At 63.9% G+C, this 17344-nt stretch carries 18 protein-coding genes; 10 read left to right on the top strand and 8 right to left on the bottom strand.

Annotated features, from left to right (window positions below; translation table 11 throughout):
• Positions 1–6: 6 nt before the first annotated feature.
• The 6 genes from NUH86_RS04910 (at position 7) to NUH86_RS04885 (ending at position 8092) form a co-directional block, all read left to right on the top strand.
• Positions 7–3078, top strand: coding sequence for an efflux RND transporter permease subunit (locus tag NUH86_RS04910; RefSeq protein WP_267251438.1), 3072 nt, complete (start codon positions 7–9; stop codon positions 3076–3078).
• Positions 3071–3370 carry a DUF3240 family protein gene (locus tag NUH86_RS04905; RefSeq protein ID WP_021246260.1) on the top strand — a complete coding sequence of 100 codons (300 nt, stop codon included), beginning with the start codon at positions 3071–3073 and terminating at the stop codon, positions 3368–3370. Before NUH86_RS04910 ends, NUH86_RS04905 begins: the two co-directional genes overlap by 8 nt.
• Positions 3370–4608 carry a TolC family protein gene (locus NUH86_RS04900; RefSeq protein ID WP_021246259.1) on the top strand — a complete coding sequence of 413 codons (1239 nt, stop codon included), beginning with the start codon at positions 3370–3372 and terminating at the stop codon, positions 4606–4608. The genes NUH86_RS04905 and NUH86_RS04900 overlap by 1 nt, the downstream gene beginning before the upstream one ends.
• A gap of 60 nt (positions 4609–4668) precedes the next feature.
• On the top strand, positions 4669–5067 hold the full coding sequence (locus tag NUH86_RS04895) for a DUF2946 family protein (RefSeq protein WP_231746293.1): 399 nt from the start codon (positions 4669–4671) through the stop codon (positions 5065–5067).
• 109 nt (positions 5068–5176) lie between these two features.
• Complete coding sequence (locus NUH86_RS04890) at positions 5177–7369, top strand: TonB-dependent receptor (RefSeq protein WP_119035245.1); 2193 nt, start codon at positions 5177–5179, stop codon at positions 7367–7369.
• Between the two features lie 6 nt (positions 7370–7375).
• The gene (locus NUH86_RS04885; protein WP_021690801.1) at positions 7376–8092 is read left to right on the top strand and encodes an energy transducer TonB family protein; all 717 of its coding nucleotides are present in this window, start codon (positions 7376–7378) and stop codon (positions 8090–8092) included.
• On the opposite strand, the gene NUH86_RS04880 is transcribed toward NUH86_RS04885, so the two are convergent.
• From NUH86_RS04880 to trxC, 6 genes are all read right to left on the bottom strand, one after another.
• On the bottom strand, positions 8086–8337 hold the full coding sequence (locus tag NUH86_RS04880; protein WP_030538178.1) for a hypothetical protein: 252 nt from the start codon (positions 8335–8337) through the stop codon (positions 8086–8088). The genes NUH86_RS04885 and NUH86_RS04880 overlap by 7 nt on opposite strands.
• Positions 8338–8362: 25 nt before the next feature.
• Positions 8363–9223: a class I SAM-dependent methyltransferase gene (locus NUH86_RS04875; protein ID WP_267251436.1), complete on the bottom strand. Its 861-nt coding sequence runs from the start codon at positions 9221–9223 to the stop codon at positions 8363–8365.
• A gap of 28 nt (positions 9224–9251) precedes the next feature.
• Complete coding sequence (locus NUH86_RS04870; RefSeq protein ID WP_030091406.1) at positions 9252–10040, bottom strand: sulfite exporter TauE/SafE family protein; 789 nt, start codon at positions 10038–10040, stop codon at positions 9252–9254.
• Between the two features lie 4 nt (positions 10041–10044).
• Positions 10045–10965 (bottom strand): MBL fold metallo-hydrolase, encoded by a 921-nt coding sequence (locus NUH86_RS04865; protein WP_021246252.1) that lies wholly within the window; start codon positions 10963–10965, stop codon positions 10045–10047.
• A 70-nt stretch (positions 10966–11035) separates the two neighbouring features.
• Positions 11036–11680: a peroxiredoxin gene (locus NUH86_RS04860; protein WP_030091405.1), complete on the bottom strand. Its 645-nt coding sequence runs from the start codon at positions 11678–11680 to the stop codon at positions 11036–11038.
• A gap of 209 nt (positions 11681–11889) precedes the next feature.
• Entirely contained in the window at positions 11890–12333 is a 444-nt protein-coding gene (trxC, locus tag NUH86_RS04855; RefSeq protein WP_021246250.1) for a thioredoxin TrxC, read from the bottom strand.
• A gap of 106 nt (positions 12334–12439) precedes the next feature.
• Here trxC and NUH86_RS04850 point away from each other — a divergent pair, with 106 nt between their 5' ends.
• On the top strand, positions 12440–13105 hold the full coding sequence (locus NUH86_RS04850; protein WP_030091404.1) for a peroxiredoxin: 666 nt from the start codon (positions 12440–12442) through the stop codon (positions 13103–13105).
• A complete protein-coding gene (locus NUH86_RS04845; protein ID WP_030091403.1) occupies positions 13102–13476 on the top strand; it encodes an ArsR/SmtB family transcription factor in 375 nt (124 codons plus the stop codon). Before NUH86_RS04850 ends, NUH86_RS04845 begins: the two co-directional genes overlap by 4 nt.
• On the opposite strand, the gene NUH86_RS04840 is transcribed toward NUH86_RS04845, so the two are convergent.
• Entirely contained in the window at positions 13454–13681 is a 228-nt protein-coding gene (locus NUH86_RS04840; protein ID WP_030091402.1) for a hypothetical protein, read from the bottom strand. The genes NUH86_RS04845 and NUH86_RS04840 overlap by 23 nt on opposite strands.
• A 216-nt stretch (positions 13682–13897) precedes the next feature.
• Here NUH86_RS04840 and NUH86_RS04835 point away from each other — a divergent pair, with 216 nt between their 5' ends.
• Both NUH86_RS04835 and NUH86_RS04830 read left to right on the top strand, forming a co-directional pair.
• Positions 13898–15499 (top strand): MBL fold metallo-hydrolase, encoded by a 1602-nt coding sequence (locus NUH86_RS04835; RefSeq protein WP_030091401.1) that lies wholly within the window; start codon positions 13898–13900, stop codon positions 15497–15499.
• Between the two features lie 91 nt (positions 15500–15590).
• Positions 15591–15833, top strand: a complete 243-nt coding sequence (locus NUH86_RS04830; protein WP_030091400.1) for a YdcH family protein — start codon at positions 15591–15593, stop codon at positions 15831–15833.
• Positions 15834–15995: 162 nt separating this feature from the next.
• Here the strand turns inward: NUH86_RS04830 and NUH86_RS04825 are convergent, their stop codons facing one another.
• On the bottom strand, positions 15996–17243 hold the full coding sequence (locus NUH86_RS04825) for an MgtC/SapB family protein (RefSeq protein ID WP_021246244.1): 1248 nt from the start codon (positions 17241–17243) through the stop codon (positions 15996–15998).
• Positions 17244–17344 lie beyond the last annotated feature (101 nt).

The following is a 17344-nucleotide window of genomic DNA, read 5'->3' as shown; positions in this document are numbered from 1 at the left end:
CTCCCGATGCTGCGTTCGCTTGTCGCCACCGCGCTGTCCTATCGTCTGCTCGTCCTGATCCTTGCCGCCGCCACGGCCGGGCTCGGGGTCTGGGCTTTTGTCAACTTGCCGGTCGATGCCTATCCCAACATCGCGCAGACCCAGGTGAAGCTGATCCTCAAAGCCCCCGGCATGACGCCGGAGGAGGTCGAGAGCCGCGTCATCACGCCGATCGAGACGGAGATGCTCGGCATTCCCAACCAGGCGATCCTGCGCTCGAGCGCCAAATATGCCATCGCCGACATAACCATCGACTTTACCGACGGCACCGACATCTACTGGGCGCGCCAACAGGTCGCCGAACGGCTGGCGGGCGTGACGGGCGATCTGCCTGCTGCCGTGACCGGCGGTCTCGCGCCGATCTCGACGCCCCTGTCCGACGTCTACATGTTCACGATCGAAGGGCCGCTGTCTCTCCAGCAGAAACGCGAACTGCTCGACTGGACGATCCGCCCGGCGCTGCGCACAGTGCCCGGCGTCGCGGACGTGAACGCGCTGGGCGGCTATGTTCGTACCTTCGAGGTCCGGCCTGATCCGGTGGCGCTGGCGAGCGCGAAGCTCTCGATCTCCGATCTGCGCACCGCGATCGAAAGCGGCAATCGCAATGACGGCGCGGGGCGCCTGACCGATGGCGAGGAATCGCTGATCGTCCGAGCCGTGGGCGCGATCCGCAGCGTGGAGGATCTGCAAACGCTGGTCATCGCCAGCCGGGACGGCCGCATCGTCCGCCTGGGCGACGTCGCCACAGTCGGCACCGGCAGCCTCACCCGCTATGGGGCGGTGACGCGCGGCGGCAAGGCCGAGGCGGTGGAGGGCCTGGTGATCGCGCTGCGCGGCGCGGATGCGCGGGCGGTGGTCGATGGCGTGCGGACGCGGCTTGCCGGGCTTCAGCACAGCTTGCCCGCAGGCACGCAGATCCATGTCTTCTACGATCGCTCCGATCTGATCGGGCGCGCGGTCGGCACGGTCGAGGAGGCGCTGCTGGAAGCGACCGTGCTGGTCGTCGTGCTGCTGATCCTGTTCCTCGGCGACTGGCGTGCGGCCACGATCGTCGCGGCGACCCTGCCGATGGCCGCGCTCATCACCTTCCTGTTCATGCGCGGCATGGGGCTGTCCGCGAACCTCATGAGCCTCGGCGGGCTCGCCATCGCGATCGGGATGCTGGTCGACGGCGCGGTGGTGGTGGTCGAGAATGTCGTCGAGCGCCTGAGCCATGCCCAGGGCGAGGACACGCCCCGACTCAACCACGTATTCCGCGCAACCAGCGAGGTGATCGTGCCGGTGTCGGCGGGCATCGTCATCATCGCGCTCGTGTTCCTGCCCCTGCTTTCGCTGCAGGGGCTGGAGGGCAAGCTGTTCGCGCCCGTCGCGCTCACCATCGTCTTCGCGCTCGCGGGCTCCCTGCTGCTCGCCCTGACGCTGGTGCCGGTCCTTGCCTCCTTCAGCCTCAGGAGCGGCCATCATGGTGAGCCATGGATCATGCGGCAGATCGGCCCACGCTACCAGGCGCTGCTCGACGCGGCGTTCGCGCACAAGAAGCTGGTCTATGGTCTCTCCGCCACCGGGCTGGTGCTGGCGGGCCTCGCTTATGGCGCGGCCGGGAAGACCTTCATGCCGACGATGGACGAAGGCTCGGTGATCGTGCAGCTTACCAAGCTGCCCTCGATCAGCCTGGACCAATCGGTGGCCGGCGACATGGCGGTGCAGCGCGCGCTCCGCACCGTGCCGGAGGTGGAGGACGTGATCGCCCGCGTCGGCTCCGACGAGATCGGTCTCGATCCGATGGGACCGAACGAGACCGACAGCTTCGTCCAGTTGAAGCCGCGCTCGCAATGGCGCGGGGACAAGGATTTCGTCGTCCGGGAAATGCGCAAGGCGCTGGACGGCCTGCCCGGTATCCAATCGAGTTTCACCCAGCCGATCGAGATGCGCGTCTCGGAGATGCTCACCGGCGCGCGCGGCGATCTAGCGGTCAAGATTTTCGGGCCTGACACCGCAACGCTCGCCGAGCTCGCGGGTCGGATCCAGCATATCCTGTCCGGCATCCACGGCTCATCGGAGGTCCTGACGGTCGCCAACGACAATGTGGACTATCTCCAACTCGACATCGACCGCGCGGCAGCGGGGCGGTTCGGGATGCCGGTCGACCAGCTCCAGGACGCGCTGCGCGGACAGGTCGAGGGCGTGCGGTCCGGGGTCGTGGCCGAAGGTCAGAAACGCATTCCGATCGTCATTCGCGGTGACGACGGCATCCGGAGCGATCCGGCCCGTTTCGCCGACCTGCAATTGCGCACGCCCGATGGCACGCTGGCGCGTGTCAGCGACATGGCGCGGGTGGAGCGCACGCAGGGACCGGTGAAGCTCGATCACGAGAACGGCTCGCGCTTCGCGCTGGTGCAGGCCTTCGTCTCCGGCCGCGATCTGGTCGGCTATGTCGATGAGGCGAAGGCGCAGGTCACCGCCAAGGTACGGCTACCGGCAGGCTACAGCATCGTCTGGGGCGGTCAGTTCGAGAACCAGCAGCGCGCATCGGCCCGGCTGATGATGGTGGTGCCCGTAGCGCTGGTGTTGATCTTCCTCGTCCTGCTGGCGGCGCTGCGCTCATTGCGCGCCGCGCTGCTGATCCTCTCCAACATCCCCTTCGCGATGGTCGGCGGGCTGATCTCGCTGTGGCTGTCGGGCGAGTATCTCTCGGTCCCGGCGTCGGTGGGGTTCATCGCCCTGCTCGGCATCGCCGTGCTCAATGGGTTGGTGCTGGTGGCCTATTTCCGCCAGTTGCGCGCCGACGGGGTGGGTATGGCCGAGACCGTGCGCCTGGGCGCGCAGCGTCGGCTGCGACCGGTGCTGATGACTGCCGGCATCACGGCCTTCGGCCTCGTCCCCCTGCTGTTCGCCAGCGGGCCGGGGTCCGAGATCCAGCGGCCGCTCGCGATCGTGGTGATCGGCGGCCTCATTACCTCCACTTTGCTGACGCTGGTCCTGCTGCCGATCCTGTTCGAGCGCTTCGGGGAAAGCGCCGGGGAGGCCGCTAATGCCTGACCTGCTGTTCACCCTCCATTGCGCCACCCGCGATACCGAGCTTCTCGTGGACGCGATCCGCGCCGTCTCCCCCACGCCAATCCATGTCCGCGGGGAAGCTGTGCGAGGTCGCGATTTTGGCGATGCGGGAACCGCCGAGCGCGTGTCGGGCGAATTGAAGCGTTCGACGCTCGAACTGATCGTGAGCGCGGACGCGGTGCCCGACCTGCTCCGCACCGTAAAAGACGCGCGGCGCGATCTGCCGGTCCGGTGGCGCACGACGCCCCTGCTCGATCATGGAAGGATCGCCTGATGCGGATCGTACTCGCCGCTCTCGGCCTTCTGACGGCCGCGCCTGCCCTGGCCCAGCATACCGATCTGCCGCCTGCCGACAAGGTCAACGAAGCGCTCGACAATCACCCCAGCGTCGCCGCCGCAATTGCGCGCGTCGAAGCCGCACGGGCACGCGGCGATATGCTGCGCAAAGGCCCCCACGAAGTGACGGTGAGCGGCAGCTACATTCGCCGAACCGTCGATCGCGAAGGCGGGTTCGACGAATTCGATACGACAATCAGCCGCCCATTCCGCCTGCCGGGCAAGGCCGCGCTCGACCGCGAAGCCGGTGCGCTCGGCATTGAGGTCGCGGAAAACCAGATGGAGGATGTCCGCCATCAAACCGCGCTGCTGCTGGCCGGCTATTGGCACGACTGGCTCACTGCGGGAAGCCATTATCGCAACGATCTCGACAGCGTCCGCGGGCTGGAGGAGGCAATCGCCGCCATAAAGCGGCGGGTCACGCTGCGAGACGCCGCCCAACTCGACCTCGACCAGGCGCAGGCGGCGCTGGCTCAGGCGCGCGCGCAGGCCGCATCGTCACTCTCGCTGCGCGAACAGGCGCGCGTGACCTTCGCAGCGTCCTTTCCGGAAATCCCGCTCCCCTCCGAACCACCAGAACTGGCCGACCCCATGCTGCCCGCCCAGGGGCTGGAAGCGATGCGCGACCTGGTAATCGAGCGCAGTCACGAGATCCGCGCCGCCGACAAGGAAGCGCAGCGTCTGAACGTGACTTCGCGTCGGGTGCGAGCGGATCGCATCGCAGACCCGAGCTTCGGCGTCCGCCTGTTCAGCGAGCGCGGCGGCGCGGAAGCCGGCGCGGGCGTGGTGGCTTTAATCCCGCTCGGCGGTGGCTATCGCAGAGCCGCAGCCGATCAGGCGTCAGCCGAGGCCAATGCCGCGCGCATGGAACTCGCGGCCGTGCAGCGCAGCATCGAGGCGACCGCCAATGCCGACCTTTCCAACGCGCACACCCGGCTCGATGCCTGGCGCAATGCCGACGCTTCGGCGCGCAGCGCCGGCGACGCCGCCGAAAGGACGGTGCGCGGTTACCAACTCGGGCAGATCGACCTCTCCGATATGCTCTATGCCCGCCGGCAGGCCAATGACGCGCGCCGAATGGAAATCGAGGCGCGCTCCGAAGCCGATCGTGCTCTGCTCAAGATCCAGATCGATTCCCACAGCATCTGGGCACCAGATGAAGCGGGGCACGACTAGCTAACATACGGCAAGCAAACATTCTCGACATGAAACGAGCCTGCACTTAGAGGATGCTGCGTGACCGAAGCTCGCAAATTCCTTGTCCGGCACCATTGGCTGTGCGCGCTCCTGCTAGGCGCTGCGCTGCTCGTGAAGGCGTTGGTGCCGGCGGGTTTCATGCCGGTCGTCTCGAATGGCGTGATCCTGGTCCAGCTGTGCTCGGGGCAAGGGCCTCAGAAGATCGCAATCAAGTTGCCGAGCAAAGGCGGCGAGCAGGACCATGACGAGCACAAGAAGGCGGAAGCGCCTTGCGCCTTTACCGGCCTGTCCTCGCCATCGCTCGCGGCCGTCGATGCGCTGCTCCTAGCCGTCGCCCTCGCCTTCATCCTCGCAACGGTTTTTCGGCGTCCAAACCGCCTAGTCCTCCGGCGCGGCACCTATCTGCGCCCGCCGGCGATCGGTCCTCCCACCACCTGATTCCTTCGACATTCCCCGTTGATGGGCGCCCCTCGCCGGGGCGCCGCATGTGAATCAGGATTCCGACATGACGATTATGCTTGATTCCGCGCATTGCGCGGCAACCACCATGCCTGCCTTCGCTCGCTCCACCAGCAAGCAACCAACTTTCAAGGTTCGCCTCGCCGGGAGCTTCGCTTTTCCCGCACTCGTCGCTGTGCTGGCGGGCGCCCCCATCTCGCGAGCCTTCGCCCAGGACGGGACGCCGCTGCCAGAGGTCGACGTTAGCTCGGCGAGCGAGGCGGGGTCGACGGTTTCGGGTGAGCGGCTTTCCCCCTCGCGCCTGCGCGACCTTCAGGTCGGCTCGAGCGATACCGCAGCGATCCTGCAAAGCGTACCCGGCGTCAGCGGCTATGGGGCCGGGGGCTTCTCGACCTTGCCGGTGATCCGGGGCCTTGAAGCGCAGCGCTTGACCGTGCTGGTCGACGGCGTGGCGATTGCCTCGGCCTGTCCGAACGATATGAATCCGCCCCTGTCCTACACCGATCCGCAAACCGTGAGCGCGATCGACGTCATTACCGGCGTTTCGCCAGTCAGCTATGGCGGCGACAGCATCGGCGGGATCATTCGCGTCGAGAGCGCTCCGCCCCGCTTTGCTAAGCAAGGGGAAACGCTGCTGACCGGCGAAACCTCGGCCTTCTATCGCAGCAATGGCGACGGGTTCGGCGGCGCCCTGTCAGTGACGGCCGCGAGCGACAAGGTCAGCCTGACTTACAATGGCTCCTACACTCAAGCCGACAATTTCAAGGGCGGCGGCTCGCTGGGCGTCGTGCGATCCAGCGAATATGCCAAGACCGACCACAGCCTCAATCTCGCAGCGCAAGTCAGCAACGGCCTGATCGAGCTGAAAGGCGGCTATCATTTCGCGCCCTATGAGGGTTTCCCGAACCAATATATGGACATGACGTCCAACAAGTCGTGGTTCCTGAACGGCCATTATGCCGGCGTCTTCGATTGGGGCAATCTCGATGTGCGGGCGAGCTGGCGCGACACCGACCACGTCATGAACTTCCTCGCCGACAAGGGCGGGACCGCGACCGGCGGGATGCCGATGAACACGGAGGTCCACAGCGCGAGCTATACCGTCCAGGCGGATATATTGCTCGGCGGCGGCACGCTGCGCCTGGGCAGCGAATTCCAGCATCAATGGCTCAACGACTATTGGCCGCCCGTTGTGGGCAATATGATGATGGGGCCGAATGCGTTCATCAACGTCAACGGGGCCAAGCGCGATCGGCTCGGCACCTTCCTCGAGTGGGAAACGCGCTGGGATAGCGGTTTCTCCCTCATCGCCGGCATCCGTAACGATCAGGTCTGGATGAACACCGGCAAGGTCGCGCCCTATGGCACCGGCATGATGCAGATGGCCGATGTCATGGCGGCAGCGGCGTTCAACAAGGCCGACCGCAAGCGCCACGACAGCAATTGGAGCGGCAGCCTGCTGGTCCGCTACGCGCTTTCGGACGGGGCGGATATCGAGATCGGCTATGCCCGCAAGGTTCGCTCGCCCAATATCTACGAGCGCTATAGCTGGGGCCGGGGCAGCATGGCGAGCCGCATGATCGGGTGGTTCGGCGACGGGAACGGCTATGTCGGCAACCTCGACCTTCGCCCCGAAAAGGCCGATACGCTGAGCGCCGCCCTGGCCATTTCCGGAGGCGGCAAGGATGGCTGGTCGTTCAAGATCGCGCCCTATTACACCCATGTCGACGAATATATCGACGCCTTTAAGCTGGCGGACTTCACCGACATGATGGGCAGTCCGACCGGGTTCGTTCAATTGCAGTTCGCCAACCAGAAGGCAGAGATCTACGGCATCGACATATCGGGCGCCGTGCCGCTATGGTCATCGTCGTCGGCCGGCACCGCGCGTCTGACCGCGCGCGCGAGCTGGCTGCACGGCCAGAATCTGACCGACCACGCACCGCTCTATCACCAGATGCCGTTCAATGCGGCGCTGAGCCTCGAGCATCGGATCGGCGGCCTCGAAACCCGGATTGACCTCGACATCGTGACGGAAAAGGATCGCGCCGATCCGACCCGCAACGAACCGCGGACGGGCAGCTACGCGCTGCTCAATGTCCAGCTCGCCTATCGCATCGACAAGGTTCGCCTGACGCTCGGCGCCGACAATCTGTTCGACAAGGCCTATTATGCTCCGCTTAGCGGCATGTCGCTCGGCGATCTGAAGGCGACCGGCGTGCGCCGCCCGGTTCCGGGCCGGGGGCGATCGGTCAACGCCGGGATCACGATTGCGTTTTGAGCGCCCATGCTCCCGAACTCGCACGACATGAACGAGGAGCCGAGGGCAGGCTATGGCCAGCCCTCGGCCTGGTCGCAGCGCCTGGGCGCGGGCCTTGCCGCCGCGTCATGCTGCCTGCTGGTGCTAGTGGCGCTCAATGCCAATCTATCGGGACGGCTGCGAATGACGCAGCCTGTGCAGGTGAGCCGCTTCCGGTTGTTTACCCCGTCGCCACCGTCACCACCGCCTTCAACGTTGTCGCGATCGCGGACAGACGAGGCCCGCCTATCGCCGGAGCGGCGCCCTGCGCACCCGCCCGAGCTGGCTACGACGGGAGAAAGAGGCGGACCAGCTTCGTCGCCTATACCCGCTGCTCCAGCAATCGCCTCTCCGTTCGCTGTCGCGCCGGTAAGCAGACCGCCCGCGCCGGAACCCGAGGTCGCGCCGCCGCAAGCCCAGGATGATAAGAAACAGTCCGCGCTTGCGGCCTATCAGCGCCAGCTCTGGGCGCGAATAGCCGCGCGCAAGCCCGCGGGGATCCACCTCGACGGGGTCGCAACGGTCCGCTTCATCGTCGGGGCTGACGGCGCGCTGATTGCCGTCGAGCTGGCCGGCAGCAGCGGGAATGCCGCGCTCGATCGCCTGGCGCTCCGCACGGTGCGCAATGCTGCTCCTTTTCCAACACCGCCTATGGGCGTGGAAAGCGAGCAGTTGGTCTTTACGATACCATTCAGCTTTCATTGAGGCCGCATGGCGGACGAGGATGGCTCGATCGTCAATAGGGCGACGCGCACACGTTCCAGAAACAAAACACGGTGATCGTCGCGAGCCTTGATGGCAGCCTGCGCCTCATCGACAAGAGCCTGTCCGGCACGTTGCCCATGCGTCTCGATCAGTGCGAGCGCCGCCGCTATTTCCTCGGAATTGGCAGCGTCACCATCGGATGAACCTTTCCCCGGAAGCCGAAGCGATAGCTTCTTGCGCGCCATATTATCACCCTTTTCTTGAATGCTCTCAGGCCCGTGCGCTCACCAGCCAGGCCTTCGCCCCCACATGAACGCCATTCTCATCGCAATGGCGCTCGAACAGCTCGACAAGATGCTGGTGAATGGCCTTGCGTACCTCTGCCCCGTTCTGTCGAACAAGATCGCCGATCTGCATCCCCTCAAGCACGAAGCGAGCGGCGCTCTCGGGATCACTGCCGGGGCCGCCCACGCGCTGCTCACCTGTCCAGGCATCGAATCTGACCTCGCAGAAACCCGCGCTTTGGAGAAGGTCGATCACATAGTCCTGCTCGCCGAGCGCGAATGGTCCCGGCGCGCGCGACTGCGGCGTCGGCAGGTCCATATGCTCCTTGATGATGCCCATGACACTAAGCTGCCACGGATTGTCAGCGATGGACGCCCAGACAGCGATGTCGAGCCGCCCGCCATCGCGCAACATCCGGCGCAGATTGGCGAAAGCGGGATAAGGCTCAGCGAAGAACATCGAACCGAAGCGCGAGAACAGCCGATCGAACGGCGCTTCCTCCAGCATCGTCGTCGCGGCATCGCCCTGCTCGAAGCGGATATTGGCAAGGCCCGCGCGCTGTGCCCGTTCCCTGGCCATCCCCACCAGATCGGGTGAGATGTCGAGGCCGAGCGCAAATCCGGTGTTGCCGACGGCCGTGGCGATCTGCCGCGTGGTCCAGCCACCGCCGCATCCGACATCGACCACCGTTTCGCCGGCGTTGTATGCGGCCTGGGCAAGCAACGCCCTGCCGATCGGCTCGATCATGCTTTCGAAGCGGTCGAGCTGGGCGAGCCAACGCATGCCCGCCTGGCCGGCCCAATCGTGCGCGGCCAAACCTTCCCTGTTCTCGCCAGCATCGTTCATCGATGTACTCCCATCGTCGTTTCAAGAATCAGCCCAGGATCGCGGCGGTACTTTGCCACAGCATGTAGGCGGCAACCGCAAAGATCAGCAGTGCGAATATCGTATTGAGCGCCCCCTTGTGCGCCGACAGCCGCCGAGAGAGCGCCGCGCCCACAAGGCCGCCGATGACGCCGCCGGCGATGAACGCCGCAGCAAGCCCCCAATCAACCAAGCCGGAAAGGGCATAGTTGAGCGCGGCCGTCAGACCAAAAGCGGTGACGGCGACCAGCGACGATCCGACGGCGTTGCGCATCGGCATCCCGGTCGAAGCCATCAGTCCCGGCACGATCAGGAAGCCCCCGCCGATGCCGAAGAACCCGGAAAAGAGACCAGTGGCGGCCCCATAACCGATCACCTTGGGCGCATTCTCGCGCCGGCATTGGACATCGGGATTGCCGGGATCGCCCCGGCTTTTTAGCATCAGCCCGCCAACCAGGACCATCAGCAGAGCGAACAGGAACAGCAGCTTCTGTCCATCGAACGCTTTACCGAGTGTCGATCCGGCATAGGCGCCGGCGACACCAGCAGCGGCGAACATGCCGGCGCAACGCCATTTGATCGTCCGCTGGCGCGCGTGGGGAACGAGATTGGCCCCGGCATTGGCGGCGACCGCCAGCGCGCTGGTGCCGATCGCGACATGCGGCGAGGCGACGCCGACCAGATAGACCATGAGCGGGACGGCGAGGATTGAGCCCCCACCGCCCACCAGCCCCAGCGTGAATCCGACGAGCGAGCCCGATCCGGCACCAAGCAGATATTGGATGGATTCGAGTGCCATGGCCTTACAGCGCGTTTATCGGCAGCTTGAGGTAGCGCATGCCATTGTCTTCCGGCTCGGGCAGGTGGCCGCCGCGCATGTTGACCTGGATGGACGGCAGAATGAGGCGCGGCATCCCGAGCGTCGCATCGCGCGCCTCGCGCATGGCGACGAACTGGTCCTCGCTCACCCCGTCGCGAACATGGACATTATGCTCTCGCTCCTCGCCGACCGACGTTTCCCAGGCATAGGTGTCGCGCCCGGGGGCCTTGTAGTCGTGGCAAAGATGAAGGCCGGTCTGATCGGGGAGCGACAGCAGGCGGCGGATCGACCGATAAAGCGTGCGCGCATCGCCGCCCGGGAAGTCGGCGCGGGCCGTGCCGTAGTCGGGCATGAACAGCGTGTCGCCGATGAACGCCGCATCGCCGATCACATAGGTCATGTCGGCGGGCGTATGGCCCGGCACATGCAGCGCGATCGCCTCGATCGAGCCGACCCTGAAACGGTCGCCGTCATCGAACAGCCGGTCGAACTGCGAGCCGTCGCGAGCAAAGCGCGTTCCCTCGTTGAAGATCTTGCCGAAGACCTCCTGCACGGTGAGAATATGGCGACCGATCGCCAGCGTGCCGCCCAGCTTCTCCTGAAGATAGGGCGCGGCCGACAGATGGTCGGCATGGGCGTGCGTCTCCAGCAGCCATTCGACCTCGAGCCCTTCGCTCCGGATATAGTCGATCACCTTGTCGGCCGACGCGAAGGAGGTGCGCCCCGAAGCCGGATCGAAATCGAGCACGCTATCGATGATCGCGGCCTTGGCCGTGGCGGGATCTGAGATGACGTGGGTCACGGTAAACGTGTCCTCGTCGAAGAAGCTGCGGATGACGGCGGGCCGCGCATTGCTCGCGGCCTCGACGATGCGGGTGGCTTCACGGATTTGCGGGTCGGCCATGGCCTTGTCCTTTCCTGTCTGGCCCGGCGTACCGGCTTCGCACTTGGGACGCGAAGCCGGCCCAGCTGCCTCAGAGGGTCTTCTTGCTGAAATACCAATCGGTGTAGTCGTAGCCTTCGTCCTTGCGGGCCCTGGCGGCTTCGGCCGTCGCGGGCGGCGGCACGATCACCGGCTCGCCGGGCTGCCAGTTTTCAGGCGTCGCCACCTTGTTGGCGTCGGACGTCTGGAGCGCGGTGAGCAGGCGGACGAATTCATCGACCGAGCGGCCGTTCGACATCGGATAATAGACCATCGCGCGGACAATGCCTTCGGGGTCGATGATGAAGGTGGCGCGAACGGCCGAGGTGTCCGAGGCACCGGGATGGATCATGCCGAAGGCCTTGGCGACGTTCATCGACAGATCGTCGATAATCGGGAACGGGATCTCGACGCCGAACTTCTCCTCGATGCTGCGCATCCAGGCGATGTGCGAATGCACCGAGTCGATGGAGAGGCCCAGCAACTCGCAGTTGAGCGCCTTGAAGCGGTCGGCGGCCTTGGCGAAGCCCATGAATTCGGTCGTGCAGACCGGCGTGAAGTCGGCGGGGTGGGAAAAGAGAACGAGCCACTTGCCCTTGTAATCGTCGAGCGAGCGTTCGCCGTGGGTCGTCTTGGCCTTGAAGGGAGGCGCCGGTTCGTTGATCCGCGGCATGGAGGGAGTGACCTGGTCTGTCATTTTATCGTCTCCTATGACTGAGTGAGTGACAGACATTGAATACACATTTCTATTAATCGTGATAACACGATAAATCTAATTCCTTTGATCGGATTTTTCAATCACTTCTGCAATCGGCCGAATTAGGCCGGATTCGCAGCGCACGGGACCAGAGGCGCGAACACGTCAAAGCATCGTTTATGCTAAGTATGGGGTCATCACACCCCGAATCAGGCGGTGACGAGCGCCTGCCTTGTCCAGGCGACGAGTCGCGCACGGTCCATCGCCCCGGCCTGTCGGGCGACCTCGCGGCCACCCCTGAACAGGATCAGCGTCGGAATCGACTGAATGCGGTAGCGCCCGGCAATACCCTGCTCAGCTTCGGTATCGACCTTCAGGAGCCGGACATGCGGCTCCAGCTCCGCAGCGGCCGCCTTGAACGCCGGCGCCATGGCGCGGCAAGGTCCGCACCAACTCGCCCAGAAATCGACGAGAACCGGCAGGCTTCCGCGACCTACATGCCGATCGAATGCCGCCTGGTCGACATCGACCGGCTGTCCCTGGAAAAGCGGCATTCCGCATTTCCCGCAAATTGGCGCCGCGCCGATCTTCGCTGCAGGAACGCGGTTGATGCTCGCGCAAACCGGGCAGGCTACCAGCGGGACATCGGACATGCGCTTCTCTCCTGTGGAACGCCAATACCGCTTAATCGTTTACCCGCATGATGTAACCGTGTAAGGGAGAGGGTTCAAGACTTGCCTCTCTGCAGGAGTGAGAAAGTTGAACTCGAACGCAGACGACAATGCCGTGTGCTCCCCTATCCAGATCGGCGATCCCGCGCCTGATTTCCGCGCCCGCACGACGATGGGCGACATGACCCTGTCCGGCCATCGCGGCCGCTGGGTACTGCTGTTCTCTCATCCCGCCGATTTTACGCCGGTTTGCACCAGTGAATTCGTCGCCCTCTCGCGCGCCAGCGATCGGTTCAAGGCGCTCGGCTGCGACCTGGTCGCGGTGTCGGTCGACAGCCTCTATTCCCATCTCGGATGGATCAGGGCGATCCGCGAGCATTTCGGCGTGACCATCGCTTTCCCGATCGTCGAAGATCCCTCGATGGTGATCGGCCGCGCCTATGGAATGCTCGCGGACAACGCCCCCGACGCGGCCACGCTGCGCTCGACCTTCTTCATCGACCCCGAAGGCATTGTCCGCGCCAAGCTCTGCTATCCAGCCACCATCGGGCGATCGGTGGAGGAGCTGCTTCGAGTCCTGACCGCGCTGCAACGGGTCGACAACGACAACATAGTGACCCCCGAAGGCTGGCATCCCGGCGATGACGTGCTTCTTCCGCCCTATCAGGACCAGCACGGTGCGCTCGATGCGGCGGGCGATGGCTGCTGGTTCCACCGCACGCAGCCCGACAAGCATGGGAAGACAGGCAAGTGATGACTTTCACCGATACGCAGCTTGAAGAGGCTGCCAGCGTCCTCAAGGCGATCGCCCATGACGTCCGCCTGAAGCTCCTGCGGACGCTCCTCGAACATGGCGAGAAGTCTGTAGGCGAACTCGAAGCCCTCACCGGCATCGGTCAACCGGGCCTGTCCCAACAACTCGCAATTTTGCGCAAGGCGGAACTGGTTCAGACGCGCCGCGATGCGAAACTCGTTTTCTATAGCATCGTATCGGCCAATATGGAGGGAACAGCGAAATTGCTATGCGCTCTAGCGGGAACTCCGATAAATAGAGGAGACACTGCCGCGAAAACAAAGCGACCTTTTCCCCAGGGATCGGTCGCTACCTTCGCCAAGATTTTGTGACGATATTGTCCTGGACGATGTCTTCCAAGAAAGTTCTGAACATCATCGCTGCAACGTTAGAGAGCATTTCGAGGCTTGTGGAATACCATAACTGCAAGCATTCGCCGTAAGCGCCTCGCCTGATCCGCTCCAGCGCCCGGCTCATGGGAGCAATTTCGCGGTCAAGAAGCGAGGTCTGGCCTTCGAGGGCGGCATCGTCCTCCATTTTCCCTGCTTGAGCTCAACCAGTTCGCGGACGTCGCCCACGTCCTTGCAAGAACTCCATGGAATCAATCTCAGCGCCACTATCGATCCGGGCTTCACCGATCAAATTCGGAACCATACGTAAGGACAGACGAAGATCGGCGAGTTTACAGATGATTGGCCTGCGACCCGCGCATAACCAGCCTATTGGACCGCCGGCGAGAGAATGAGAGGACCGATGAGTAGCGTACCCACCATAACCTTCCACGGCGCTGCCGGCACAGTCACTGGTTCCTGCATGGAACTACGCCATGGCGGAAAGACGATCCTCATAGATTGCGGCTTGTTCCAGGGATCCCGGACGCTGGAAACACTCAATCGCGACCCCTTCGCGTTCGACGTGCGCAAGATCGACGCCGTTGTCCTGACGCACGCGCATATCGACCATAGCGGCCTGCTGCCCAGGCTCACGGCGGAAGGGTATCGCGGGCCGATCTTCGCGACACCGCAAACCCGCGACCTTCTGTATTACATGCTGCCCGACGCCGGACGAATTCAGGAGGGCGATGCGGAGCGCCGCAATCGACGGCAGGATCGCCGGGACGAGGAGCCGATCGAACCGATCTATACCGAAGCGGATTCCAAAGCGGCCTATGAACAGGTCGAGACAGTAGCGCTGCACGACTGGTTCGCACCTGCCGCCGGTTTTCGGGCGCGCTTGTGGAATGCGGGCCATATCCTGGGTTCCACATCCGTGGAGATCGAGGTCGGTGGCGTGCACTTGCTCTTCTCCGGCGACCTGGGTCCAGACCACAAGGCCTTTCATGCCGATCCCGAGGGTCCGGCAGGACTCGATCATGTGTTCTGCGAGAGCACCTATGGCGACCGCGTCCGCGAGGACGTGACGATCGAGCAGCGCCGGACTTTGCTGGAAGCCGAGATCAATGCAGCGCTTACGCGCGGCGGCAACCTCGTCATTCCCGTTTTCGCGCTCGAACGCACCCAGGAATTGCTCCTCGATATCGCGACCCTGATCAACACCGGACGCCTGGCGCATCCGCAGGTGTTCATCGATTCGCCACTTGCGACCCGCGCGACAGAGGTGTTCGCCAAACATGCCGGGGAACTCGAAGACATGGGCTCGGGTGAAATCTTCCGTCACCCCTCGTTCCACTACACTGCCAGCACGATGGAATCGATGCGGCTCAACGACATGTCCGGAGCCATCATCATGGCGGCATCCGGCATGTGCGAAGCGGGACGCATCCGTCACCATCTGCGGTACAATCTCGGCCGCCGTGAATCGACGATCCTGTTCGTCGGTTTCCAGGCCGCAGGCACCCTTGGCCGGACAATCCTCGATGGCGCGAACCGCGTGCGCATCTGGGGGCAGGACGTCGCGGTGCGCGCGCAGATCCGGCGGATCGACACTTATTCGGCGCATGCCGACCAGAAGGATCTGCAGCGCTGGATAAGGGCGCGGAAGCCGATCGATGGCAGCCTGTTCCTGGGACACGGCGAAGAGGGCTCGATCGAGACGTTCCGCCGCCTGATGCAGGCGGACGATGCCGCGGCATCGATTGTCACGCCGAAGATCGGGGAAACCTATTCACTGCCGTCACGCGCCCCGTCCAAGCGCCTGAAGACCGGAAAGCCGGAACTACAGGAGGCTGTCGGCCGCGATTGGCAGAATGACTATGCGGATTTTTCGACCCATCTGAAAAAAGAACTGCAGAATATCGAGAGCGCGTCGGGCCGGCGCGAGGCACTCGCCCGCATGGCCGAGATTCTGCATTCCTATCAGGCCTATCGCGAGCATCGTAAGAGCCGATCGAGCTGATCGGCGAAAACAAAGTGACCAGCCCCAGACATAAACGGGTGCGGCCACCCGCGAATTCGCTATATATCATAGTTTCATCAAAGGAGTAATTATGTCGAATACCCCCCACACCCTGAGCGAGGAATTCCCCGGTCAGATGGACAAGATTCACGCCTTGAAGGCTTCGGACTCTCGCTTCGCGCAGCTTCTTCTCGATTATGATGTCGTGAATGACGAAATCCACGTGGCTGAAACCAATATCGAACCGACCTCGCAAGATCACGAGACCGAACTTCGCAAGCGCCGCCTCGCGATCAAGGATCAGATCGCCGAAGCCCTGTCGCAGGCCGCCTGATCTGCCCAAGGGCCGGATGCCGCGCGTTCGGCCCTTACGACAATAGCCGGCCATGGCTCTGCGTCGCCACAAATTCACGGCCAGCAACGAAAGCGCGCATCCCCGCTCAGGAATGGACCTGAACCAGCTTCGAACCAGTCACGAGCTGCCCGCTCATCGCTCCTAGCGAAACACCATGAGCGCGGCGATACCGGCAGCAGATGCCAGAACTGATGCGAAGAGTGGGCCGGACGCCTTCCAGCCTTGCTTTGATGGCCCTGCCAGTACCAGCGTGAGTACAGCCTTCCACATCGTGTTGGCGAGCACGGGCACCGCAAGCACCAGTCCGGCCGTGTCGGGTTTCAGCATATCCTCAGGCAGCCCCGCGAGCGTGAGTACGGCTGCGTCCACATCCCACATGCCCGTAAGGCCAAGCACAACGACAATGCCCTGATCGCCGAACCGCGCGAGCGCCCAACGTGCCGGGACAGCAATCAACGCAACCGCGCCCGCCAGCAGAAGCGCCGGCCCGAAATCCAGCGGATTGCCCAGCTTCACCTCGCTGGCGCCATCACCATCCACCTTGGAGCGTAGCGCCAGAAGGGTTGTCAGACCGCCGACGACGAAAGCCGGAACCATTGCAAGCGCGAGCGATGTGCTGGCGTAGGGGATGAGGGTAAAAGAGAGTATCTGGACGCGCGCGAACATCACGAGCGAGGCGAGCGCAATACCAGCAATCAAGGGGCCTTGCGGACCATCATTGGCGCGCAAACGCCGGGCATAGGCAACAGTGACCGCCGTGGACGATACCAATGCCCCGAACAAAGCGGTTATCATGACCCCCTTGTCCGCGCCGAGCCGACGACTGGCGACATAGCCGGCGAAGGAGAGTCCGAGCACGACGACGACGACCATCCAGATTTGCCGCGGGTTCCAGGCCTCAAAGGGGCCGTAGCTCGCATCCGGCAGCAGCGGCAGGATGACCAACGCGACGATCGCGAACGTGGCGATCGATTCGACCTCCTTGTGGCTCATCCCTTTGAGCATGGCGTGGGATTGCTGCCTGAGCGTCAGGATCAAGGTGGTTACCGCCGCGACGGCCAGCGTCTCGCTCACCAGGCCCTGCCCGGCCATATATCCCAAGGCGAAGGTGATAATGCCGACCAACGTATTGGTGATGGACAGGCTGGCCGTGCGGGCTTGTTCGCTGCGATATCCAAGAACCAGGCTGGCAGTGACCGCCAGCCCGATTACCGCCGCAAGGCTTTCGGGCATATGGCTGGCAAGGCCGCCGGCAAGACCGAGCAGGCCAAAGGTGCGCAAACCGCTGACCCGGCTGCCATCCGCTGCCTCGCGCTGCCGCCAGCCTCGCTCGATACCGATCAGCACGCCTACCGCGAGCGCCGCAGCAAGCGAACGAAGCAGTTCCATATCAAGCGATATCAAATGATCACTCCACGGCAAGGTAATCGATCGGGAACGGTAGTATGAACGCGGCAGATAGGCTCCTCCTTATGCGCGACGTGGATTGA

The sequence above is a fragment of the Sphingobium sp. JS3065 genome (assembly GCF_026427355.1).
Taxonomy (GTDB): Bacteria; Pseudomonadota; Alphaproteobacteria; order Sphingomonadales; family Sphingomonadaceae; genus Sphingobium.
Note: the sequence above shows the minus strand (reverse complement) of the source record. Positions and strands in the feature narration are given on the sequence as shown.

Excerpts from the sequence above, each read along its gene's own strand:
- NUH86_RS04910 (WP_267251438.1), top strand. The coding sequence starts at position 7 with ATGCTGCGTTCGCTTGTCGCCACCGCGCTGTCCTATCGTCTGCTCGTC.
- NUH86_RS04905 (WP_021246260.1), top strand. The coding sequence starts at position 3,071 with ATGCCTGACCTGCTGTTCACCCTCCATTGCGCCACCCGCGATACCGAG.
- NUH86_RS04900 (WP_021246259.1), top strand. The coding sequence starts at position 3,370 with ATGCGGATCGTACTCGCCGCTCTCGGCCTTCTGACGGCCGCGCCTGCC.
- NUH86_RS04890 (WP_119035245.1), top strand. The coding sequence starts at position 5,177 with ATGCCTGCCTTCGCTCGCTCCACCAGCAAGCAACCAACTTTCAAGGTT.
- NUH86_RS04885 (WP_021690801.1), top strand. The coding sequence starts at position 7,376 with ATGCTCCCGAACTCGCACGACATGAACGAGGAGCCGAGGGCAGGCTAT.
- NUH86_RS04880 (WP_030538178.1), bottom strand. The coding sequence starts at position 8,337 with ATGGCGCGCAAGAAGCTATCGCTTCGGCTTCCGGGGAAAGGTTCATCC.
- NUH86_RS04875 (WP_267251436.1), bottom strand. The coding sequence starts at position 9,223 with ATGAACGATGCTGGCGAGAACAGGGAAGGTTTGGCCGCGCACGATTGG.
- NUH86_RS04870 (WP_030091406.1), bottom strand. The coding sequence starts at position 10,040 with ATGGCACTCGAATCCATCCAATATCTGCTTGGTGCCGGATCGGGCTCG.
- NUH86_RS04865 (WP_021246252.1), bottom strand. The coding sequence starts at position 10,965 with ATGGCCGACCCGCAAATCCGTGAAGCCACCCGCATCGTCGAGGCCGCG.
- NUH86_RS04860 (WP_030091405.1), bottom strand. The coding sequence starts at position 11,680 with ATGACAGACCAGGTCACTCCCTCCATGCCGCGGATCAACGAACCGGCG.
- trxC (WP_021246250.1), bottom strand. The coding sequence starts at position 12,333 with ATGTCCGATGTCCCGCTGGTAGCCTGCCCGGTTTGCGCGAGCATCAAC.
- NUH86_RS04840 (WP_030091402.1), bottom strand. The coding sequence starts at position 13,681 with ATGGAGGACGATGCCGCCCTCGAAGGCCAGACCTCGCTTCTTGACCGC.
- NUH86_RS04835 (WP_030091401.1), top strand. The coding sequence starts at position 13,898 with ATGAGTAGCGTACCCACCATAACCTTCCACGGCGCTGCCGGCACAGTC.
- NUH86_RS04830 (WP_030091400.1), top strand. The coding sequence starts at position 15,591 with ATGTCGAATACCCCCCACACCCTGAGCGAGGAATTCCCCGGTCAGATG.
- NUH86_RS04825 (WP_021246244.1), bottom strand. The coding sequence starts at position 17,243 with ATGGAACTGCTTCGTTCGCTTGCTGCGGCGCTCGCGGTAGGCGTGCTG.